The organism is Actinomycetospora aeridis, assembly GCF_037400275.1.
GTDB lineage: Bacteria > Actinomycetota > Actinomycetes > Mycobacteriales > Pseudonocardiaceae > Actinomycetospora > Actinomycetospora aeridis.
The window spans coordinates 389362-409592 of sequence record NZ_JBBEGL010000002.1 but is presented as its reverse complement, the minus strand read 5'-3'; the positions used below and the strand labels follow the sequence as shown (position 1 = coordinate 409592).

20 protein-coding genes and 1 pseudogene are annotated in these 20231 nt (G+C 75.6%); 10 read left to right on the top strand and 11 right to left on the bottom strand.

Features of this window, described 5'->3' with window-relative positions:
- Positions 1 to 34: 34 nt before the first annotated feature.
- From WCD41_RS07425 to WCD41_RS07405, 5 genes are read right to left on the bottom strand one after another with little or no spacing between them, the layout of a single operon-like run.
- Positions 35 to 1396 carry a carboxylesterase/lipase family protein gene (locus tag WCD41_RS07425; RefSeq protein WP_337712765.1) on the bottom strand — a complete coding sequence of 454 codons (1362 nt, stop codon included), beginning with the start codon at positions 1394 to 1396 and terminating at the stop codon, positions 35 to 37.
- A complete protein-coding gene (locus WCD41_RS07420) occupies positions 1393 to 2502 on the bottom strand; it encodes a DUF3500 domain-containing protein (RefSeq protein WP_337712764.1) in 1110 nt (369 codons plus the stop codon). The genes WCD41_RS07425 and WCD41_RS07420 overlap by 4 nt, the downstream gene beginning before the upstream one ends.
- Before the next feature lie 35 nt (positions 2503 to 2537).
- Complete coding sequence (locus tag WCD41_RS07415; RefSeq protein WP_337712763.1) at positions 2538 to 2870, bottom strand: putative quinol monooxygenase; 333 nt, start codon at positions 2868 to 2870, stop codon at positions 2538 to 2540.
- A gap of 58 nt (positions 2871 to 2928) precedes the next feature.
- On the bottom strand, positions 2929 to 3387 hold the full coding sequence (locus WCD41_RS07410) for a hypothetical protein (protein WP_337712762.1): 459 nt from the start codon (positions 3385 to 3387) through the stop codon (positions 2929 to 2931).
- Positions 3388 to 3415: 28 nt separating this feature from the next.
- Complete coding sequence (locus tag WCD41_RS07405; RefSeq protein ID WP_337712761.1) at positions 3416 to 3910, bottom strand: inorganic diphosphatase; 495 nt, start codon at positions 3908 to 3910, stop codon at positions 3416 to 3418.
- Positions 3911 to 3936: 26 nt separating this feature from the next.
- Here WCD41_RS07405 and WCD41_RS07400 point away from each other — a divergent pair.
- Positions 3937 to 4881, top strand: a pseudogene (locus tag WCD41_RS07400) (YihY/virulence factor BrkB family protein); the annotation flags it as partial.
- A 121-nt stretch (positions 4882 to 5002) separates the two neighbouring features.
- On the opposite strand, the gene WCD41_RS07395 reads toward WCD41_RS07400, so the two are convergent.
- On the bottom strand, positions 5003 to 5689 hold the full coding sequence (locus tag WCD41_RS07395) for a hypothetical protein (protein WP_337712760.1): 687 nt from the start codon (positions 5687 to 5689) through the stop codon (positions 5003 to 5005).
- A 232-nt stretch (positions 5690 to 5921) separates the two neighbouring features.
- On the opposite strand from WCD41_RS07395, the gene WCD41_RS07390 reads away from it, so the two are divergent.
- Positions 5922 to 7196 carry a serine/threonine-protein kinase gene (locus WCD41_RS07390; protein ID WP_337712759.1) on the top strand — a complete coding sequence of 425 codons (1275 nt, stop codon included), beginning with the start codon at positions 5922 to 5924 and terminating at the stop codon, positions 7194 to 7196.
- Between the two features lie 98 nt (positions 7197 to 7294).
- Here the strand turns inward: WCD41_RS07390 and WCD41_RS07385 are convergent, their stop codons facing one another.
- The gene (locus tag WCD41_RS07385) at positions 7295 to 7849 is read right to left on the bottom strand and encodes a YceI family protein (protein ID WP_337712758.1); all 555 of its coding nucleotides are present in this window, start codon (positions 7847 to 7849) and stop codon (positions 7295 to 7297) included.
- Positions 7850 to 7964: 115 nt separating this feature from the next.
- Positions 7965 to 8399 (bottom strand): hypothetical protein, encoded by a 435-nt coding sequence (locus tag WCD41_RS07380; protein WP_337712757.1) that lies wholly within the window; start codon positions 8397 to 8399, stop codon positions 7965 to 7967.
- Positions 8400 to 8596: 197 nt separating this feature from the next.
- On the opposite strand from WCD41_RS07380, the gene ilvD reads away from it, so the two are divergent.
- From ilvD to WCD41_RS07365, 3 genes are all read left to right on the top strand, one after another.
- Positions 8597 to 10285, top strand: a complete 1689-nt coding sequence (gene ilvD / locus WCD41_RS07375) for a dihydroxy-acid dehydratase (protein WP_337712756.1) — start codon at positions 8597 to 8599, stop codon at positions 10283 to 10285.
- Positions 10278 to 10772: a GNAT family N-acetyltransferase gene (locus tag WCD41_RS07370; protein ID WP_337712755.1), complete on the top strand. Its 495-nt coding sequence runs from the start codon at positions 10278 to 10280 to the stop codon at positions 10770 to 10772. The genes ilvD and WCD41_RS07370 overlap by 8 nt, the downstream gene beginning before the upstream one ends.
- A 62-nt stretch (positions 10773 to 10834) precedes the next feature.
- The gene (locus WCD41_RS07365; protein WP_337712754.1) at positions 10835 to 11566 is read left to right on the top strand and encodes a hypothetical protein; all 732 of its coding nucleotides are present in this window, start codon (positions 10835 to 10837) and stop codon (positions 11564 to 11566) included.
- 6 nt (positions 11567 to 11572) lie between these two features.
- On the opposite strand, the gene WCD41_RS07360 is transcribed toward WCD41_RS07365, so the two are convergent.
- Positions 11573 to 12172, bottom strand: coding sequence for an SMI1/KNR4 family protein (locus WCD41_RS07360; RefSeq protein ID WP_337712753.1), 600 nt, complete (start codon positions 12170 to 12172; stop codon positions 11573 to 11575).
- A 302-nt stretch (positions 12173 to 12474) separates the two neighbouring features.
- Here WCD41_RS07360 and WCD41_RS07355 point away from each other — a divergent pair, with 302 nt between their 5' ends.
- The 4 genes from WCD41_RS07355 to WCD41_RS07340 all read left to right on the top strand — a co-directional run bounded on the left by WCD41_RS07355 (position 12475) and on the right by WCD41_RS07340 (position 16223).
- Complete coding sequence (locus WCD41_RS07355) at positions 12475 to 14007, top strand: DEAD/DEAH box helicase (protein WP_337712752.1); 1533 nt, start codon at positions 12475 to 12477, stop codon at positions 14005 to 14007.
- 133 nt (positions 14008 to 14140) lie between these two features.
- Entirely contained in the window at positions 14141 to 15061 is a 921-nt protein-coding gene (locus WCD41_RS07350; protein ID WP_337712751.1) for a TIGR04222 domain-containing membrane protein, read from the top strand.
- Positions 15058 to 15885: an MbnB/TglH/ChrH family RiPP precursor modification enzyme gene (locus WCD41_RS07345; protein WP_337712750.1), complete on the top strand. Its 828-nt coding sequence runs from the start codon at positions 15058 to 15060 to the stop codon at positions 15883 to 15885. The genes WCD41_RS07350 and WCD41_RS07345 overlap by 4 nt, the downstream gene beginning before the upstream one ends.
- Positions 15882 to 16223, top strand: a complete 342-nt coding sequence (locus WCD41_RS07340) for an SCO6045 C-terminal-like domain-containing protein (RefSeq protein ID WP_337712749.1) — start codon at positions 15882 to 15884, stop codon at positions 16221 to 16223. Before WCD41_RS07345 ends, WCD41_RS07340 begins: the two co-directional genes overlap by 4 nt.
- 185 nt (positions 16224 to 16408) lie before the next feature.
- On the opposite strand, the gene WCD41_RS07335 is transcribed toward WCD41_RS07340, so the two are convergent.
- Positions 16409 to 16900: an Hsp20/alpha crystallin family protein gene (locus WCD41_RS07335; protein ID WP_337712748.1), complete on the bottom strand. Its 492-nt coding sequence runs from the start codon at positions 16898 to 16900 to the stop codon at positions 16409 to 16411.
- 178 nt (positions 16901 to 17078) lie between these two features.
- Positions 17079 to 18476, bottom strand: a complete 1398-nt coding sequence (gene xylB / locus WCD41_RS07330) for a xylulokinase (RefSeq protein ID WP_337712747.1) — start codon at positions 18474 to 18476, stop codon at positions 17079 to 17081.
- Between the two features lie 35 nt (positions 18477 to 18511).
- Between xylB and WCD41_RS07325 the strand changes: the two genes are divergently transcribed.
- Complete coding sequence (locus WCD41_RS07325) at positions 18512 to 20191, top strand: NAD-binding protein (protein WP_337712746.1); 1680 nt, start codon at positions 18512 to 18514, stop codon at positions 20189 to 20191.
- The last annotated feature ends 40 nt before the right edge of the window (positions 20192 to 20231 follow it).

Sequence of the window (20231 nt, the reverse complement as noted above, 5' to 3'; positions counted from 1 at the left end):
GGGGAACGGTCCTTCATCTCCGAGTGTGCCCGTTTCACGCGAGGACCGTCGTCGGCCCTCGTCCCGGGCGGTGCGGCGGCCACGGCCGCGCGTCGGTGGACGGGTCCCCGGTGCGCACGAACCGCAGCCAGGCCGCGCGCATCGTGGCGCCGATCGGCTCGACGTCGTCGTCCCAGTCGGCCCCGCGCAGCATCGGTGCGTCCCGCCAGGCGTGGCGGTTGCCGAACAGGAACGGCAGCTCGAGGCAGTGGCACGCACCGAGCCCGGACGCGGGCGCCCGCCACGCGAAGCGGTAGCTGAACGCCCGGGTGCCCGCCCCCACGGCCTCGTCGACGAGCTGCGAGGCCGGCGCCGCGAACACCCGCCGCGTGGCGACGGCCGAGACGAGGCCGACGAGGCTCCTCCCGACCGGCACTCCGCGCAGGTCCCGCAGGACGGGGCTGATCGCCATGAACGTCTCGGCCTCGTCCGCGGTGGTCCCGACGAGCAGGTCGTGCCCGGCCGCGGCGGTGTCGGCCCACGTGGTGGACGGCGCGAGGGGCGCGACGCCGTCGGTCGGCGCGAAGGCCGGGGAGGAGTTCATCCCGCCCGGCCCGGCCGCACGGATCATGGCGTGGCGCTGGGCCGCGAGCAGCGTGCCGACGTCCGCGGTGGCGGGGTCGGCACCGTCCAGCCCCTCGACGACGTGGCCCGCGACGCGGGCCGCCCGCCGCGGGGAGGACAGGCCCAGCCCGAGCTGCCCGCTCTGCAGGATCGCGCGCCGGAACAACGGACGCGCCGCGGGCACCGTGAGCAGGCACGCGATGGCGTGCGCGCCCGCGGACTGGCCCATCAGCGTGACCTGCCCGGGGTCGCCGCCGAAGGCCCCGATGTTGTCGCGCACCCAGCGCAGGGCCGCGAGCTGGTCCAGCAGGCCGAGGTTGCCCGCGGAGACGCCGGGCGCGGCGAGCCAGCCCAGCACCCCGAGCCGGTAGCCCACGCTGACCGTGACCACGTCGCCCTCGGCGACCAGCCGGGACGTGTCGTACCAGGACGTCGACGCCGAACCGATGACGTAGGCGCCGCCGTGCAGCCACACCAGCACCGGACGGGGGACCCCGTCGGTGAGCGCGGCCGCGGGCGTCCGCACGTCCACGCACAGGCAGTCCTCGTCCTGGACCGCGTCGTCGTCGGACGACGGTCCGGTCACCGCCGCGACCCGGGCGGGCAGCTGCGGGCAGATCGGGCCCGGGTCGACCGCGTCGCGCACGCCCTCCCACGGTCGCGCGGCGACGGGCGCGGCGAAGCGCTCGGCGGTGGCGTAGCGGACACCGCGGAACGCGACGACGTCGTCGTGTCCCCGGCGTCCCCGCAGGGAGCCCCGGGGGAGGTCGACGGTCGGCTGCGTGATCGTCACCCGAGGTGGTGCTCGGCGAGGTGCTCGCCCAGCAGGTCGAGGCCGAAGTCGTGTCCCGGGTCGCGCCACACCGAGTGGGCGTGGTTCACCCCGCGCTGGGTGTTGTCCCACTCCGCGAGCAGGCGGGGGCCCTGCAGGCGGTAGTAGTGCGGGTCGCCGCGCTGCACGCCGCCGGCCCACGCGAAGTGCACGGCGTCGAGGGCGTCACCGTCGAACCGTGCCCGCTCCCGCTCGACGAGCCCCGGCGGCATCCGCCCGACGTAGGTGTCGAGCAGGGCGCGCAGGATCGACTTCTGCCCGGCGCCGAGGTCGGCGCCCGCGATGCCGCGTGGCGCTCCGGTCAGCTCGGTCGCCGCGCGGTCGGCCTCGGTCACGCCGAGTTGGTCCTCCAGCCCGTCGTGCATCGACCAGAGGCGGTCCTCGAGCTCCTGGGGGAAGTGTCCGCGCCAGAGATCGGGCAGGGGGATGAGCCGGTCGCCGGGCCGGGGCTGCACACGGTTCGCGCCGATGATGTCCGCGGGCGCGGTCTCCGTGAGCACCGCCCGTGAGCGCTGGTCGGCGTCGAGGGCGTGCAGCAGCTCGCGGGCGGTGTCCTCCACACCACCGAGCGGGCGGAGCTCCCGGCCGCCGAGCAGCGGCGCGACCATCGGGTCGGCGCCGAGGAAGCACGGGCTGCCGGCCACGGCCTCGCCGTCGACCACGAGGTGGTGGACCGAGACGTGGTGGCCGCCGAAGCGCCACGACCAGGGCGCGTCGCCGGCGGGGTCGCCGAAGACCCGCAGGTAGTACAGGCCCGGGTCACGGCCGCGATCGCGCCCGAAGCCGGTGCTGAAGCCCTCGGTGCGGTCGAGGACGTTCTCCAGGCCCATGATCGTCGAGGCGGAGACGTAGCCGGCCTCGGACAGCCCGGTCGACAGCAGGCGCATGGCGGCCCGCTGCTGGTGGGGCCGCTGCTGGTGGACGGTGAGCCCGCCGTGGTCGGTCGGGGTGTAGTACCAGCGCACCCGCTCGGCGTCGGCGGCCTTCGAGCCCGGCCACGCCCACACGCCGGTCGCGCGCTGCTCGTCGTCGAGGGCGCCGATCCACGCGACGGCCGCCTCGGCCATGGCCGAGGCGACCGTGCGGGGTGTGGCGGGGGACGTCACTTGATGCGCTGCAGCTGGGTGATCACCAGCCCGTCGGCGCCGCCGACGAGGTACTCGTCGAGCTTGCCGGCGAACTCCACCAGATGGCTGTTGGCCAGGTGCGCCTCGAGGTGCCCGGGGCTCTGCCAGTTCTCGTAGAAGACGAACGTGGCCGGGTCGTCGACGGCGACGTGCAGGTCGTAGTTGACGACGCCGTCCTCGGCGAGCGTCGGCTCGACGAGCTGCTCGAGCTCGGCGCGCAGCTGCTGTTCCTTGCCCGGCAGGGCGGTCATCCTGGCGACGACCGTGAGCAGGTTGCGGTCGTTCTCGGTGGGGGTGGGGGTCGGCACGCGGGCCTCCAGAGGTAGACGGCGGCGTCGACAGCCCGGTACCCGCGTGTCGTGCCGATCACGCGTCGCGGCGCGGCGGGTCGTCCTCGTCGGTCCGCGACCCGGTGCCGTCCTCCTCGTCGGAGATCGAGTCCGGTGACCCCACCGCCACCTCGGCCTCCTCGCCGTCCTCCCCGTCGCCGCCGTGCCCGCTGTGCGCGGCGTCCGAGCGCGGCGGGGACGCCGGATCGGGCGGCCCCGACGGCGGGCCGGGGCGAGGGCTCGCCGACGGCGGGTCGGCGGGCGGCGCGGGCGCGTTGGTCAGCGTCCGCGAGGCGCGGATCGCCGAGCGTGCCCGGACCTGCTGGATGCCCACGAGCCCGACGCCGAGCAGCAGCGCGAGCACGCCGAAGATGACGATCGCGAACACCGTCGCGACCGCCCCGACGACGACGGCGAGCCCGCCCACGACCGCCCAGACGATGCCGATCGTGCGCATCGTCGCGATCGTCGGCGGCGGGTCCGGCGGCTCGGTCACGGCGTGGTGCCCGGTGTGCGGTCCGGGGTCACGTCCGGTAGCCCGCCTTCTCCGCCCGGTCCAGGGAGGCGCGGACCTCCTTCTCGGCGTCGGCGCGGCCGACCCAGGAGTGCCCCTCGACCTTCTTGTCCGGCTCGAGGGCCTTGTAGACCTCGAAGAAGTGCTGGATCTCCATGCGGTGGTACTCGTCGAGGTGGTGGATGTCGCGCAGGTGCTCGAGGCGCGGGTCGTCGCTCGGCACGCACAGCACCTTGTCGTCGCCGCCGGCCTCGTCGGTCATGCGGAACATCCCGATCGCCCGGCTGCGCACGAGGCACCCGGGGAACGTGGGCTGCTGGACGAGGACGAGGGCGTCGAGCGGGTCGTCGTCCTGGCCGAGGGTGTTCTCGATGTAGCCGTAGTCGGCCGGATAGCGCGTGGCCGTGAACAGGGTGCGGTCGAGCCGCAGGCGCCCTGTCTCGTGGTCCATCTCGTACTTGTTCCGGCTGCCCTGCGGCACTTCGACCAGCACGTCGAACTCCACGCTGCTCCTCCCGGTGAACACGGCGTGTGGGGGCGTCCAGTGTCGCCCTCCTCGGGAGGAGCGGCCACCCCGCCCCGTCCCGCGGTGGACGGCACGCGAGAAGGGGTACCCGATCCGCCCGGGGACCAGGAGGTGGCGCGGTGGGCGTGTCGCGGAGATTCGACGCCTTCCAGCGCCGGCACCGCGTGGCCGCGCTGCCGATCGCCGTGGTCTACAAGTTCGTCGACGACCAGGGCGCCTATCTGGCCGCGCTGCTGAGCTACTACGGGTTCCTGTCGCTGTTCCCGCTGCTGCTGCTCGGGGTCACCGTGCTCGGCTACGTGCTGCACGACGACCCGGCCGCGCAGCAGGCGGTGCTCTCCTCGGCGCTGCGCAACGTGCCGGTGATCGGCGACCAGCTCCGCGACAACGTCCACACCTTCAGCGGCAGCGCCACCGGCCTGGTGATCGGTCTGGTCGTGGCGGTGTACGGCGCGCTCGGCGTCACCCAGGCCGCCCAGCACGCGCTCGACGAGGTCTGGGCGGTGCCGCGCGCCGAGCGTCCGAGCATCTGGGCGGCGTACGCCCGGGGCGCGCTCGTCGTGCTCGCCGTGGGCGTCGGGATGGTGCTCACCGCGGGGCTCTCGACGCTGGCGACCGCGGCGGGGGAGACCACGGGCCTCGGCGGGCTCGGGCGCGGCGTGGCGACGGTGGCCGGCGTCGTCGTCAACATCGGCCTGTTCCTCATGGCCTACCACCTGCTGCCCGCACGCCGCAGCCGCGTGCGCGACCGGTGGATCGGCGCCGTGGTGGCCGGCGTGACCTGGCAGGTGCTCCTCACGGTCGGGACCTGGCTCGTCGGCACCCGGCTGCAGGGCGCCAGCGCGTCGTACGGGTTCTTCGGCATCGTGCTCGGGCTGCTGGCCTGGATCTACCTGGCGGCCTCGGTGTTCGTGCTCTGCGCCGAGCTCGACGCCGTCCTGGAGCGCCGGCTGCACCCCCGCAGCCTGTTCAGCATGTACCCCGACGACCGCGACACCACGGTCGCCGACCGGCGCGCCTACGCGTCGTACGCCGAGTCCGAACGGCAGAAGGACCACCAGACGGTGGACGTCACCTTCGGGGAGGAGCCGCGGGTGCCGGAGCCGCGGGCACCGGAGCGACCGCCGTCCGGAGCGCCCGCCGTCGCGCGACGCCCACCACCACGAGGACCACGACCTCCAGCAGCGGGGCCGGGAAGCCCAGCGCCGCGGTGAGCGCGACGTCGCCGATCGGGGCGAGCACCCCGGCGGCGACGAGGGACGTCCCGGCCCGCGGGAGCCTCGTGCGGCCCCGCGCCCGCTCCCGGCGCGCGACGGGCGTCCGCGACCAGGGCTTCGCCACCGACACCCAGGCCTGGAACGCCACCGCCGACGCCATCACCGCCGCGCCCGCCACCTGCTGCGCCGGCGCCGGGGTGCCGCCCGCGGCGAGTGCGTCGAGCACCGGCGACAGCAGCGCGATCCCGACCACCAGCTGCACGCTCGTGATCGCCGCCTTGACCGCCACCCACCAGTGGTGCAGCAGGCCCCACGACGTCGTCCAGGCGAGCACCAGCCCGGTCGTCGTCGACGCGTTGGCCGCGACGGCGAGCAGGTACACGTCGAGGTGACGGGCCATGCCCACCGCCGCAGCGGCCTGCGCGGGGTCGGTGCGCGAGAGCCCGAGCAGGATCGCCAGCGCGGCCGCCCCGCTCATCCAGGCCGTGGAGCTGACGACGTGCAGCCACACCAGGAGGTGGCGCCAGGATGACGCGGTCACACCGGTCAGCCTCGTGATCACCGGCGGGCGGGACATCGGGGGTGACCCCGGGGTGCGTCCCGGACGGGTGTACGTCGCACGACGTACGGCCTCGATCGGGTCGGGACGGGTGTGGAGGCACGGGTCGGGTGGTAGACGCACGAGTCGTGATCGTCGATCTCGCGGGATCGGGCGGTCCGACCGCGCTGCACTCCCGCGGCGCCCTCTCCTCCCTCCGCGCGAAGGAGCACGCGTGGCCGACGATCGTTACCGCCTTGGCGAGCGCCTCGGTGGCACGGCCAACCCCGTCCACCGCGCTCGCGACGTCCTGCTGGACCGCGAGGTGGTCGTCAAGTCCTTCCCGGGTGACGACGGGCACGAGCGCTGGGAGCGCGACGCCCTGCTGCGCGAGCGGCTCGGTGGCCGGGCGATGGAGGTGCTCGACGGCGCCCCCGACGGCGCCCACGGCCCCTTCGTGGTGATGCCGCTGGCGCGCGACGGCAGCCTCGACGCCGCCACGGAGGTCTGGGACCCGGGGTCTGCCGCGCTGCTCGTCGCGCGGCTCGCCGTCGGGCTCGGGCGACTGCACGGTCGCGGCGTCGCGCACGGTGGCGTCGCGCCCGACGCGGTCCTCCTCGACGCGGCCCTCGGCCCGCGCTGGACGGGGCAGGGCTCGCCGACCCCGGACGGGGCCTCGACGGAGGGCGACGTCGCCGACCTGGCGCGCGTGGCCGTCACGGCGGTCACCGGCCCGTTGCCGGTGGTGCCGGAGCCGTCGACCGAGGTCGTCGCGGCGGTCCGCGACCTCGTCGGCGAGGCGACCGACCCGATCGCGCGGGAGCGGCTGCGCTCGGCGCTGGCGGGGCACGCTCCCGGCTCTCCCGAGCAGGGCACGGGACCCGTCACCGTCACCGACGTCGTGCGCCCGGGTGCCGTTCCCGGGCGGCCCGGTCGCCCGCCCCGCCCCGGTCGCTCCCGGCGGGTCGTGATCGCCGCGTGCGTGGGTGCCGTGGTGCTGGGCAGCGCCTTCGGTGCCGGCGTCGGGGTCTCCGGTGGCCCGGCTCCCGCGGCGTCGGCCGCGGCGTCCGCCCGGGTTCCGGTGATCACCCCGGTGATCGACGCGCCCCGCGTGGCCGGCACGGGCCCCGTCGTCCCGGCGCCCGCCGACCCGACGGGCGACGGCGAGGAGCCGCCGCGGGCGTCCGCGGGCTCCGGCGGCGGGTCGTCGACGGGCGTCCGCGCCACGTCCGGCGTCCGCGACCGTGCCGAGCAGCGCCGCTCGAGCCGGTCGGAGCAGCGGGAGGAGCGCACCGAGGAGCGCACCGAGGAGCGCACCGAGGGAAGCGCCGAGGAGGAGAGCACCGAGGACGAGCGCACCGACGACCGCTCGGGGGACGGTGCGCGGGACCGCGCCGAGGAGCGCGGGAACGGCGACGACGACCGGGCCGAAGGCCGCTCGCAGGACCGTTCCGAGCGGTCGGACTCCGGCTCGGGGCTCGTCGGCGGTCTGGTCGACGGCCTGCTCTGACCCCCGGCGTCCCCGCTCGCGACACACGACGACACACCACGGCCCGCGTCCCCGGTGGGGGCGCGGGCCGTTGTCGTGGTGCCGCGGACGGCGGGAGGTCAGGCCTCCTTGATGGCCGACACGTCGAACTCGAGGCCGATCTTCTCGGACACGAGCACGCCGCCGGTCTCGAGCGCGGCGTTGAAGGTGATGCCCCACTCCTTGCGGTTGATCGTGGTGGCGCCCTCGAAGCCGGCGCGGACGTTGCCGAACGGGTCCTTGGCGAGGCCGGTGAACTCGAACGGGACGGTCACGGACTTGGTGACGTCGCGGATCGTCAGGTCACCGGTGATGTTGAAGGTCTCGCCGTCCTGCTCGACCGAGGTCGAGCGGAAGGTGATCTCCGGGTAGACGTTCACGGCGAGGAAGTCGTCGCCCTGGACGTGGCCGTCGCGCTGCTCCTGGCCGGTGTTCAGGCTGTTGGCGGCGATGATGATCTCGACGCCCGAGCGGGACGGGTCCTCGCCGATGGTGGCGTTGCCGCGGAACTCGCCGAACGTGCCGCGGACCTTGGTGACCATCGCGTGGCGGGCGGTGAAGCCGATGCGCGTGTGGGCGGGGTCGATCTGGTAGGAGCCCGCGAGCTCGAGGGTCGGCGCGGCGGTCTCGGTCATGACGTCCTCCGGATTGGGACTTGAAGCATCAACTTTCAACGCAGAGCCTAGCACCGTCGGTTGAGACGTCAACTATCGGCTCGAGGTGTGACAGGGGTCTCGCCGGGAGCGGGTGTCAGGCGAGGGCGCCGAGGTCCCCGTCGCCCACGACGACGGGGCCGTCCCACCGTGCGGTGAGCGCGCCCGCGAACGCCTGGGCGCCGACGCCGCGGACGTGCACGATCAGCCGGTCGCCCGCGAGCCCGGTGGCGCTGCGGGCGAAGCGGGCGACGGCCTCGGGCTCCCACGCCGACGGCACCAGCTCGACGGCGACACGCACCGTCGACGTCGCGAGCAGGACGGCCAGCGCCTGCGCGGTGGCGGGCCAGTGGTGGCGCGCCGGGGCGTCCTCGGCGTGGGCCGGGACGACGACGATCGCGACGCCCTCGGTCTCGGCGGCGCGGGCCCGGTCGAGCATCGCGTCGAGGTCGCGGGAGCCGCCCGCGGGGCGGACGAGTCCGTCCTCGACGCGGTCGAGGTGGACGACGCGGGGCGGGGCGAGGGTGGTCACGGTGTCGGGCTCCAGGGCAGGGGTCGCGTGCGGGCACTCGGGAGGAGCGCACGGGGACCCCGGGCGCTCAGGCCTGGCGACACCACTCGTCGTACGCGTCGGGGCGACGGCTCGGCCAGAACCGCTCGAGCGTCTCCCCGGTCATGCGCGCGAGTGTGCCCCCGGCCCGGGAGGTCGACAAGCGTTACCTTCGCCTCATGGCCGACCTGAAGCCCCGCAGCCGTGACGTCACCGACGGGATGGAGCGCGCCGCCGCCCGCGGCATGCTGCGCGCGGTCGGGATGCGCGACGACGACTTCGCCAAGCCGCAGATCGGCGTCGCGTCGTCGTGGAACGAGATCACCCCGTGCAACCTCTCGCTCGACCGCCTCGCGACGGCGGCCAAGGAGGGCGTGCACCACGCGGGCGGCTTCCCCATGGAGTTCGGCACGATCTCGGTGTCGGACGGAATCTCCATGGGTCACGTCGGCATGCACTACTCGCTGGTCAGCCGCGAGGTCATCGCCGACTCGGTGGAGACCGTGGTGTCCGCCGAGCGCCTCGACGGGACGATCACGCTGGCCGGCTGCGACAAGTCGCTGCCCGGGATGCTCATGGCCGCGGCGCGCCTCGACCTCGCCTCGGTGTTCCTCTACGCCGGGTCGATCATGCCGGGCACGGTCGACGGCAAGGAGGTGTCGATCATCGACGCCTTCGAGGCCGTCGGCGCCTGCGCGCGCGGGCTGATCAGCCGCGAGAAGGTCGACGAGATCGAGCGGGCGATCTGCCCCGGCGAGGGCGCCTGCGGTGGCATGTACACCGCCAACACCATGGCCTGCGCCGCCGAGGCGATGGGCATGTCGCTGCCCGGCTCGTCGTCGCCGCCCTCGGCCGACCGCCGCCGCGACGGGTTCGCGCGTGCCTCCGGCGACGCCGTCGTCGGCATGCTCGCCCGCGGCCACACCGCGCGCGACATCATGACCCGCGAGGCCTTCGAGAACGCGATCGCGATCGTCATGGCGTTCGGCGGGTCGACCAACGCCGTGCTGCACCTGCTCGCCATCGCGCGGGAGGCCGGCGTCCCGCTCGAGCTCGACGACTTCAACCGCATCGGCGACAAGGTGCCGCACCTCGCCGACGTCAAGCCGTTCGGCCGCTGGATGATGAACACCGTCGACCGTGTCGGCGGCGTCCCGGTGGTCATGAAGGCCCTGCTCGACGCCGGCCTGGTCCACGGCGACTGCCTCACCGTCACCGGGAGGACGGTCGCCGAGAACCTCGAGGAGCTGCGCCCCGAGGGCCTCGACGGCGAGATCCTGCGCCCGCTGTCGAACCCCATCCACCCCACCGGCGGCCTGACGATCCTGCGCGGCTCGCTCGCCCCCGACGGCGCGGTGGTCAAGTCGGCGGGCTTCGACACGGCGCAGTTCGAGGGCACCGCGCGCGTCTTCGACGGCGAGGCGGGCGCGATGGCGGCCGTCGAGGCGTCCGGCCCCGAGGGGCTGCAGCCCGGCGACGTCGTCGTCATCCGCAACGAGGGACCGCGGGGCGGCCCCGGCATGCGCGAGATGCTCGCCGTCACCGGGGCGATCAAGGGCGCCGGGCTCGGCAAGGACGTCCTGCTCCTCACCGACGGCCGCTTCTCCGGGGGCACGACGGGGCTCTGCGTCGGCCACGTCGCCCCGGAGGCCGACCACGGCGGGCCGATCGCGTTCGTCCGCGACGGCGACCGGATCCGGCTCGACCTCGCCGCCCGCACCCTCGACCTGCTGATCTCCGACGAGGAGCTCGCGACCCGGCGCGAGGGCTGGACCCCGCCGCCGGTCAAGCACCGCACCGGCGTGCTCGGGAAGTACGCCCGCCTCGTCGGCTCGGCGGCCGAGGGCGCCGTCGTGGGCTTTGACTGACCTGCTCCGCGCGGCCTTCCCCGACCTGACGCCCGCCGAGCTCTACGACCTGCTCGCCCTGCGGGTGCGCGTGTTCGTCGTCGAGCAGGACTGCGCCTTCCAGGAGCTCGACGGCCTCGACGCGGTCGCCGAGCACGTGTGGACGCGCGGCCCGTCCGGCGAGGTCGCCGCGTACCTGCGGGTGCTCGCCGAGGGGCCCGACACCCGGCTGGGCCGCATCGTCACCGCGCCCGAGCACCGCGGCACCGGGGCCGGGGCGGCGCTGATGCGCGCGGTGCTGTCCGGGATCGACGGGCCCGTCGTGCTCGGCGCCCAGGTGCAGGCGCAGGGGTTCTACGAGCGGCTCGGCTTCGTCGTCGACGGACCCGGCTACGACGAGGACGGGATCCCGCACGTGCCCATGCGGCGTCCCGGAGGTCCCGCGTCCCCGCCGGTTTCCGACCGAAGGGCACCTTCGGTCGGTGAGACGGGCGAGGGGCGCCCCTGATCAGCCGGACCCCCCAGGTCCTTCACAGCCGCCTCTCAGGAGCCGCGCGGATCGTGGACGGCGTGGAACTCCTGCTCATCCTGCTCGTCGTCGGCGGTCTGATCGCCCTCGTGGCCACGCGCGGGCGTGGCCGGGGCACCACCGCGCAGAACCAGCTCGGGGACGCCGAGGCCGAGGCCCGCCGGTGGTACGAGCGTCTCGGCGGCCAGGTGCTGAACCTGACCGGCTCCGACGACCCCTCGAAGCAGGCGCTCGCGGACGCCGCCGAGCGCTACACCGCCGCCGGCTCCCAGCTCGAGCAGGCCTCGAGCGCACCGCAGTACCGCCTCGTCACCGACACCGCGCTCGAGGGCCTCTACTACGTCCGCGCGGCGCGCACGGCCATGGGCATGGACCCCGGCCCGGAGCTGCCCGGCTCGGCCGAGCGCTCGCGCGCCGGGTCGCTGGACGCCGAGCAGTCCGTCGACGTCGAGGGCCGCAGCGTCACCGGCTCGCCGCAGCCGTCGGCGCAGAACAACCACTACTACCCGGGCGGCATGGTCGGCGGCCGCCCCGTGCCGGCCGGCTGGTACTCCGAGCCGTGGTGGAAGCCGATGCTCCTCGGTGGCGTCGGCGCCTTCGGCGGGATGATGGTCGCGAGCGCGCTGTTCTCCGGCTTCGGCGCCGCCGCGGTCGGGGGCGACGCGATGGCCGCCGACATGGGTGGCGGGTTCGACGGAGGGATGGACCCGGGGATGGACCCCGGCCTCGACGGCGGCGACCTCGGCGGCGGGTTCGACTTCGGCGACTGGTGAGCCGTCTCAGCGCAGGCCGGGGGCGTCCCACCAGGCGGCGCCCTCGGCCAGCTGCTCCGCGTCGGGCGGGACGAGCTCGGTCTCCAGGAGTGCGGTGAGGTAGGCCTCGATGCCCGGCGCGAGCACGCGGCGCTCGTCCTCGTCGGGGCCCGCGACGAGCACCTGACCGACGGTGCCGCCCGCCGGCGGGTCGAGGTCGACCATGAGGTGGTTGCCGCCGCCGTCCTCGGCCAGCGGCCACCAGGGGGCCCGGGTGTACACGCGGTGCACCGGGTCGTCGCCCCGAACCGTGATCATGTCGTCGAAGTCGTCGGCGGTGTAGGTCGCCCGGATGTCGGCCCACCCCTGCCAGGCGCGGCGCGCCCCGGCGAGCGACAGGAACTCGTAGCCGGGGAAGAGGTTGGTCCACAGACCCTGGACGTAGCGCGTCTCGAGCTGCCCGTCGGCGATGCGGTACAGGTCCGCGAGCTCGTCGGGGAACCCGCCGACGACCTCGCCGGCCGCGGCGATCACGTCCTCCCCGGCGGGCGGGCGCACCATCGCGCGGGCGCCCCAGCCCCGGGCGTCGAGCCGGTCGACCCAGCGCCACCACGTCTGCGCGAGCATCCCGTGTCCCCGTCCGTCGACGACCGCGTGCGGGACGACCTTGCCGGGCCCTCCCCGGACCGGGAGACGGACCCCACCCCGGCCGCGCGGCGGGCGACGATCGATCTCTGGGACACTGGGGACGAACGCGGCGCCGCACCGGCGCCCGTGGGTCGTCAGCTCACCGCGCAGGACGCGGTCCCCCTCCCCCAGTGACGGGACGGGTCGGCGCTCGCGGCCCGACAGTCCCCCCGTGGAGAGGTCCCGACATCCCGACGACGTCTGCTTCCCGTCCCTTCGCTGCGCTCGGCGTCCCGCCGGGCGTGGTGGACGCGCTCGCCGCGCGCGACATCACCGACCCGACCCCGATCCAGCAGGCCGCGATCCCGGACGCGATGTCCGGGCGCGACGTGCTCGGCCGGGGCCGCACCGGGAGCGGCAAGACCCTCGCCTTCGGCCTGCCCCTGCTCGCGCGCCTCGCCGGCGGCCGCACGATCTCCCGGCGTCCCCGCGGGCTGGTGCTGCTGCCGACGCGCGAGCTGGCGAGCCAGGTCCGTGACGCGCTCGCGCCGCTCGCCGAGGCCCTCGGCCTGCGCCAGACTGTGGTCTACGGCGGCGTCGGCCAGGGTCGCCAGGCCGACGCCCTGCGCAGCGGCGTCGACCTGCTCATCGCCTGCCCCGGCCGGCTCGAGGACCTCCTCGGCCAGGGGCTCGTCGACCTCGACCGCGTCGAGATCACCGTGCTCGACGAGGCCGACCACATGAGCGACCTCGGCTTCCTGCCCGCCGTGCGCCGCCTGCTGCGCCGCACGGCACCCGACGGTCAGCGGATGCTGTTCTCCGCGACGCTCGACGGCGAGGTCGACCGCGTGGTGCGGGAGTTCCTGCACCAGCCGGTGACCCACAGCGTCGACACCGCGCAGGAGCCGGTGCCGGACATGACCCACCACGTGTTCACGGTCGACCCCGCGCACCGCTCCGCCGTGGTCCAGGAGCTCGCGGCCGGACGCGACCGCAGCATGCTGTTCACGCGCACCAAGCACGCCGCCCGCAAGCTCTCCCGCCAGCTCACCGCGGCGGGGATCCCGGCGACGGAGCTGCACGGCAACCTGTCGCAGCCCGCCCGCGACCGGAACCTCGCGGGCTTCGCCGCGGGCGACGTCCGCGTGCTCGTGGCCACCGACATCGCCGCGCGCGGCATCCACGTCGACGACGTCGCGCTCGTCGTCCACGTCGACCCGCCCGCCGAGCACAAGGCGTACACCCACCGGTCCGGGCGCACGGCGCGGGCCGGGTCGGCCGGGGACGTCGTCACGCTGGTGCCGCCGGCCGAGCGCGCCGAGGTCGCGTCGATGACCCGCAAGGCGGGGATCAAGCCGCGGACGGCGAACGTCGGGCCCGGCGCGGACGAGATCCGCGCGCTCGTCGGCGAGCCCGCTCCCCGCGTCGACCCCGAGGACGGTCCCGAGTCCGCGGCCCGCAAGCCCCCGCCCCAGCCGGCCGGCGGTGGCGGCGGATCGCGGCGTGGCGGGCGCTCCGGCGGCGGCCGTGGTGCCGGGGGCAACGGTGGTAGTCGCGCCTCCGGTGGCTCCGGTGGTGCTCGTGGCTCCGGTGGTGGTCGTGGCTCCGGGGCCGGACGGGCGTCCGGTGAGGGCCGTGGGTCCGCGGGCAGCCGTGGCTCGGGCAGTGGCTCGGGCGGTGGCTCGGGCGGTGGCTCGGGCGGTGGCCGTCGGGGCCGAGGGGCCGGGCAGTCGGCGTCCTCGGCGTCGTCGTCCGGCGGTGGCCAGGGCTCGCACTCCGCCGCGGCACATTCCGCCCGGTCGAACGCCGGACGGGGCCGGGGACGCGGTCGCTGACCGACTTCTCACGGTGAGTAGCTGATTGCTGGGCCGAACGGGTGGCCCTGCTTGCTGTCTGCGGTCGCCGCGGACGACAGTCGCTCGAACGCACGGCCGTGCGTGATCGCGCTCGTCGCTCGCGGAGGTCGTCGTGGGGAACACCTGGGGAATCTCCGGGCCGGCCTTCCTCGGGATCTACGCGCTGCTCCTCGTGGCCTCGGCCCTCGTGGCGCCGGTGCTGGTGCGCCGGCTCGACTGGCGGGTCGCCCGGAGGGACGGCGAGGCGCCCGCCCCCGACGCCACGGTCGAGGACCTCGCGCTCCTCGCGGGCGGCCCGGCCCGGCTCGTGCAGGCCGCGATCGCCCGTCTCGTCGAGGGCGGGGTCCTGCGGGTCGGGCGCGACCGGCACCTGACCGTCACGGGCCGGGCGCCGATCGGTGAGCTGGACGAGGACGTCGTGGACGCGGTCGCGTCGACCCCGACCGGCGTCACCCCGATGGGCGTGACGATGCGGATGCGCGGGGCGGCCTCGATCCGGGACCTCCGGGAGGCGTCGCGCCGGCGCGGCCTCTTCCACGACCCGGCCGCCGTCGCGCGGTGCAGGACGGTCGCGTTCGTCGTCGTCGGCCTGGTCGTCGTCCTCGGACTGGCGCGGCTGGCGGCGGGCATCGCGCGCGGCGCCTCGATCGTCTTCCTCGTGATCCTGGTGCTGGTCGCGGTCGGCGTCGTCCTCACCGTGGCCGTGGTCCCGAAGGACCGCCCGACCCTGCGGGGGCGGGCCACCGTGGCGGCCGCGCGCGCGACGACGTACCGGCCGGTGTTCGCGTCGGACCGGGCGTGGGGCCCCGTCGCGGCCGGCGCCCTCGGTGTCGCGGGCCTGGTGGCGGTGGGCGGGTTCGCGATGTACCCCAACGACGAGCTGTCCGGGCTGCTCGCCGGGCCGTCGATGAGCGGGGGCGGCGGGTACGACGGCGGCGGCTCCGACGGGGGATCGTCGTGCGGCGGCAGTTCGTCGTGCGGTGGTGGTGGTGGCGGCGGCTGCGGCGGCGGAGGCGGCGGGTGCGGGGGATGAGCCCGGTGCTCCACGGCGGCCCGGAGGGCGTCGGCATCGGCTGGCGCCGCGAGATCGACCTGACCGTCGAGCGGATGGCCGGCGTCGACTTCGTCGAGGCCGTCGCCGAGGACCTCCACCCCCACGCGCTCCCGGAGTCCGTCGCCGTGCTGCGCGCCCGCGGCGTGCCGGTGGTGCCGCACGCGGTGTCGCTGTCGCTGGGCGGGGCCGAACCGCTGCGGCACGACCGCGTCGAGCATCTCGCGGCCGTCGCCGACGCCCTGGACGCGCCGGTCGCGAGCGACCACGTGGCGTTCGTCCGTGCCGGCGGGCTCGAGTCCGGGCACCTGCTGCCGGTGCCGCGGACGCGCGAGGCCCTCGGGGTGCTCATCGACAACGTCCGCGCCACCCAGGCGACGCTGGGTGTGCCGCTGGCGCTGGAGAACATCGCGCCGCTGCTGGCGTGGCCGGACGCCGAGCTGTCCGAGGGCGCGTTCCTCGCCGAGCTGTGCGCGCGGACCGGGGCGTGGCTGCTGCTCGACGTCGCCAACCTGCACGCGAGCGCGGTGAACCTCGGTCAGGACCCGGAGCGGGTGCTCGACGAGCTGCCCCTCGAGCGTGTCGTGTACGTGCACGCCGCGGGCGGTGTGGAGCGCGACGGCGTCTACCACGACACCCACGCCCACCCGCTCACCGCGCCGGTCCTCGACCTCCTCGACGCGCTCTGCGACCGGCACCGTCCGCCGGCCGTGCTGCTCGAGCGCGACGACCGCTACCCGCCCGACGACGAGCTCGCCGCGGAGCTCGCGGCCCTGCGGGCGGTGCACGCGCGGGTGCGGGCGTGACCCGCGAGGACCTCGCTCGGCGACAGGCGGAGCTGCTCGCCGCCCTCGTCGCGGAGGGTCCCGTCCCGGACGGCATCGACCCCGCGCGCGTGGGGCTCGAGGCGGAGGCGCTCCGCGCGAAGCGCCGTCGCGCGCTGGCGCGCCTGCTGCCGGCCGACGTGCACACGGCGCTCGGGGGCGACCTCACCCGCCACCTGGACGCGTGGATCACCGCCCATCCCCGGGCGACCGGGACGTCGATGCGCGACGACGCCGACGCCCTCGTCGCGGCCCTCCGCGCGCAGGGACTCCTCGGTCGCCCACGCCGTCGGGGTTGGTCAGCCTGGCGGCCACGCTGACACTCAACGTCAGTTTTTCCACCAGCTCGGTCATCACGGCGGGTCCGCCGCCCAGCAAGATCCGTATCTGAGGAGCGCGCGTTCCGCTCAGCGGAGCGGTCGCTCCGGAATCAGGGATCTCCACCCCCGGACACGACGACGCCCGCGGGACCAGGGAGGTCCCGCGGGCGTGGATCAGGCGCGTGTCAGGCGGCGGCGCTGCCGTCCGTCGACTCGCCCGCGTCGTCCGACTCGGTCGACCCGGGCGCGGCGACACCGTCGATGGCGATGCGTCGGGCGCCGGGCCGGGCGGCCTCGGCGTGGGCGCCCGCGACGCGCAGCGTCAGCACGCCGGCGTCGTAGGACGCGGAGACCGCGTCGGCGTCCACGTGCTGCGGCAGGGTGAAGCTCCGGCGGAACGAGCCGTGACGGCTCTGGCGGAAACCCTCGCCGGACTGCTCGTCGCGGCGCTCACCGCGCACGGTGAGGCGGTCGCCGTCGACCTCGACGCTGACGTCCTTCGCGACATCCACGCCGGGCAGCTCGAGGCGGACGACCGCGTCGTCGCCGTCGCGCACGACGTCGGTGGTCGGCGCGAACCAGGCCTGCGGGCGGCCGGGACCGGGGCGGCGGAACAGGGCGGGGGCGACGGCGAACGGGTCGACGAAGCGCGGGCCCCAGGGGATCAAGGTGCTCATGGTGGTTCCCTCTCGGTGGGAAGGCGGCCCGTCCTTGCGGGCCCTCGACTCACACAACATGAGTCCGTGCCGCTCAATTCCCGCACCGAGAGACTGCTCGAGCTGGTGGAAAAACTGACGTTGAGTGTCAGCGTGGCCGCCAGGCTGACAAACACCGGGCGAGCTTCCCCGACGGCGCCTACCGGGCGCGGCCGTCGCGGACGTCGGCGTAGCGCGCCCGGACCTGCTCGGAGACCGAGGCGTCGGTGACGTCGCGCGTGGTCTCGCGCGCCACGGTCCAGCCCGGCTCCTCGCCGTGCAGCGCCCAGGCGGCCTGGCGCGCCGCGCCGAGGGCCACGTACTCCTGCGGCGAGAGCACCTCGACGGGCAGGCCGAGGATGTCGGGCGCGAGCGCGGCGACGGCGCCGGAGCGCGAGCCGCCGCCGATCAGCAGCGCCCGGCGGGCGGGCACGCCCTGGTCGACGAGGGCGTCGACGGCGTCGGCGAGCCCGCACAGCATCCCCTCGACGGTGGCGCGCGCCAGGTTCTCGCGGGTGGCGTTGGTGGTGGTGAGCCCGACGTAGCGGCCCTGGGCGTCGGGGCGGTCGGGGGTCCGCTCGCCGTCGAGGTAGGGCAGGAGCACCAGGCCGTCCGCGCCCGGGGACGCCGCGCGGGCGAGCTCGTCGAAGCCCTCCGGGTCGACGCCCAGCAGGGTCGCGCCGGCCCCGAGCACCCGCGCCGCGTTGAGCGTGCAGACCAGCGGCAGGTAGCCCCCGCGCGCGTCGGCGAAGCCCGCGACCAGCCCCGAAGCGTCGGTGGAGGGCTGGTCGTGCCCGGTGAACACGGCGCCGGACGTGCCGATGGAGATGACGACCTCGCCCGCCGCCGGCCCGATGGCCAGTGCCGCGCCGGCGTTGTCGCCGGTGCCCGCCGAGACGGCGAGCCCGTCCGACGTCCGCCCCACGACCTCACCGGGGGAAGCCACCCGCGGCACCGAGAGACCGCGTCCGAACGCCATCTCGAGCAGGTCGGGGCGGTACTCGCCGGTGACCGTCGACCAGTAGCCGGTGCCCGAGGCGTCGCCGCGGTCGGTGGTGGGCTCGGCCGGGGCGCCGGCGAGGCGCCAGGTCAGCCAGTCGTGCGGCAGCATCACCGAGCGCGCCCGGGCGGCGTTCTCCGGCTCGTGCTGCGCGGTCCACCGCAGCTTCGTGGCCGTGATGCTCGCGACCGGGACGGTGCCGACGGCCTCGGCCCAGGCCTCCGCGCCACCGAGCTCGTCGATCAGCGCCCGGGCGTCGGGCGCCGAGCGGGTGTCGTTCCAGAGCAGGGCGTCGCGCACGGGCTGGCCCGCCTCGTCGAGCAGCACCATCCCGTGCTGCTGGCCCGCCACCCCGATCGCCGCGACGTCGTCGGTGCCGACCTCGCCGAGCGCGCCGGCCAACGCGTCCCACCAGGCCCGCGGGTCGACCTCCGTCCCGTCCGGGTGCGGACGCCGGGCCTCGCGGATGACGCTGCCGTCCGCGGGGTCGACGACGAGGACCTTGGTGGCCTGGGTCGAGGAGTCGACCCCGGCGACGTACGTCGCAGAACGCGCCATGCCCGCAGTATCCCCACGATGAGAAGGTCCGCATCGTGACCAGCGGGGGGTTCCGGGAACGATTCGTCGTCTGCGGCGAGGACATGCTGTCGCTGCGGATGGTGGAGGCCCTGGTGCGCCAGGGTCCGCGGGGGTCGACGGAGGTCGTCGTGCTCACCGCGCCCGGCGGGGCGGTCGTCGAGCGGCTGCGCGGGATCCGCGGGGTGGAGGTCGTCGAGGTCGCCGAGCCCGACGACGAGGCGTTCGCCGCGGCCGGGGTCGGGTCGGCCACGTCGGTGGCGCTGGTCCACCGCGACGACGTGGTCAACATCCACCGCGCCCTGCGGGTCCAGGAGCTCGCCCCCACCACACGGCTCGTCGTCCGCCTGCACGCCCCGGCGCTCTCCGGCCGCATCCGCATGCTGCTGCCGACCGCCACGGTCCTGTCGGTGTCCGCGACCGCGGCGCCCGCCTTCGTCACCGCCGCCGTCGGCACGACGACCCGCCAGTCGGTCGACCTGCCGGGCCACCCCATGGTCGTGGCCGACCGCTCCGGGGTGCGTCCCGACCGGATCGTCTCCGGCCTCGCCCACCGCCCCGACCGCGGCGCCCCGGTCCTGCTCCCCACCGACGACACCAGCGCCGACCTCGTGCTCGCCCGCGTCCCCGTGCACCGCGAGGGCCGGATCGTCGGGACACGTCGCGCCCTCTGGCGGCGGGTCCTGACGCGCTCCTGGCGGCGCGCCCGCGCGAGCATGACCCGCTCGCTGGCCCGCGCGACGCTCGCGCTGGTCGGGCTGCTCCTGCTCGGCACGGTCGGCTTCGCCACCCTCGCCGACCTCTCCTGGGGCGACGCGGTCTACCTCACCGTGCTCGACACCGCGGGCGCCGCCGACCCCGACACCCACACCACGGTCGTCGCGCGCGTCATCCAGGCGCTGGTGACCGTCGTCGGGATCGCGATCATCCCGCTGGTGACGGCGGTGGTCGTCGACGCCGCGGTCAGCGCCCGCTTCGCCGGGACGCCGCAACGCTCGCGCCCGCGCCGGGGCCACGTCGTCGTGGTCGGGCTCGGCAACGTCGGCGTGCGCGTCGTCGAGCAGCTCCACGAGCGCGGCGTGCCGGTGGTCGCCGTCGACGACGACGAGGGCGCGGGCGTGACGCAGGTCCGGCGGATGGGCGTGCCCGTGATCGTCGGCGACACCACCCGCCGCCAGACGCTCGCCGAGGCCTCCGTCGACAACTGCCGGGCGCTCGTCGCGGTGGGCCGCGACGACGTCGCCAACCTGGAGACCGGGCTGGTCGGACGGTCGTTGCGCTCGCGGCTGCGGGTGGTGCTGCGGCTGCGCGACGACGACCTCGCGAGCCGCGTCGAGCGCTCGCTCGAGGTGGCGGTCTCCCGCAGCGTCTCGTTCCTCGCCGCCCCGGCGTTCGCCGCCGCGATGCGTGACCACCAGGTGGTGGCCACGGTGCCCGTCGGTCGTTCGGTCCTCCTGCTCGCCGACGTCCCGGTGGGGCGCAGCGCCCTGCTCGTCGGGCTGCCGGCGACGACGGCCGAGATCGGCGGCGAGATCCGGGTGGTCGGGGTGTTCCGCGGCTCCGGGGACGACGCGGTGCTCGAGGCCCCGCCCCGCCCGGCGCGCAAGCTCAAGGTCGGCGACCGGCTCGTCGTCGCGGCCACCCGCAGCGGGCTCGTGGACGTCCACGCCCGGTGCGCGGCACGGAACGCCTCCTGACTGTCCTTCCGTTGAATCAAGCGATATCGTTCGAGGACCA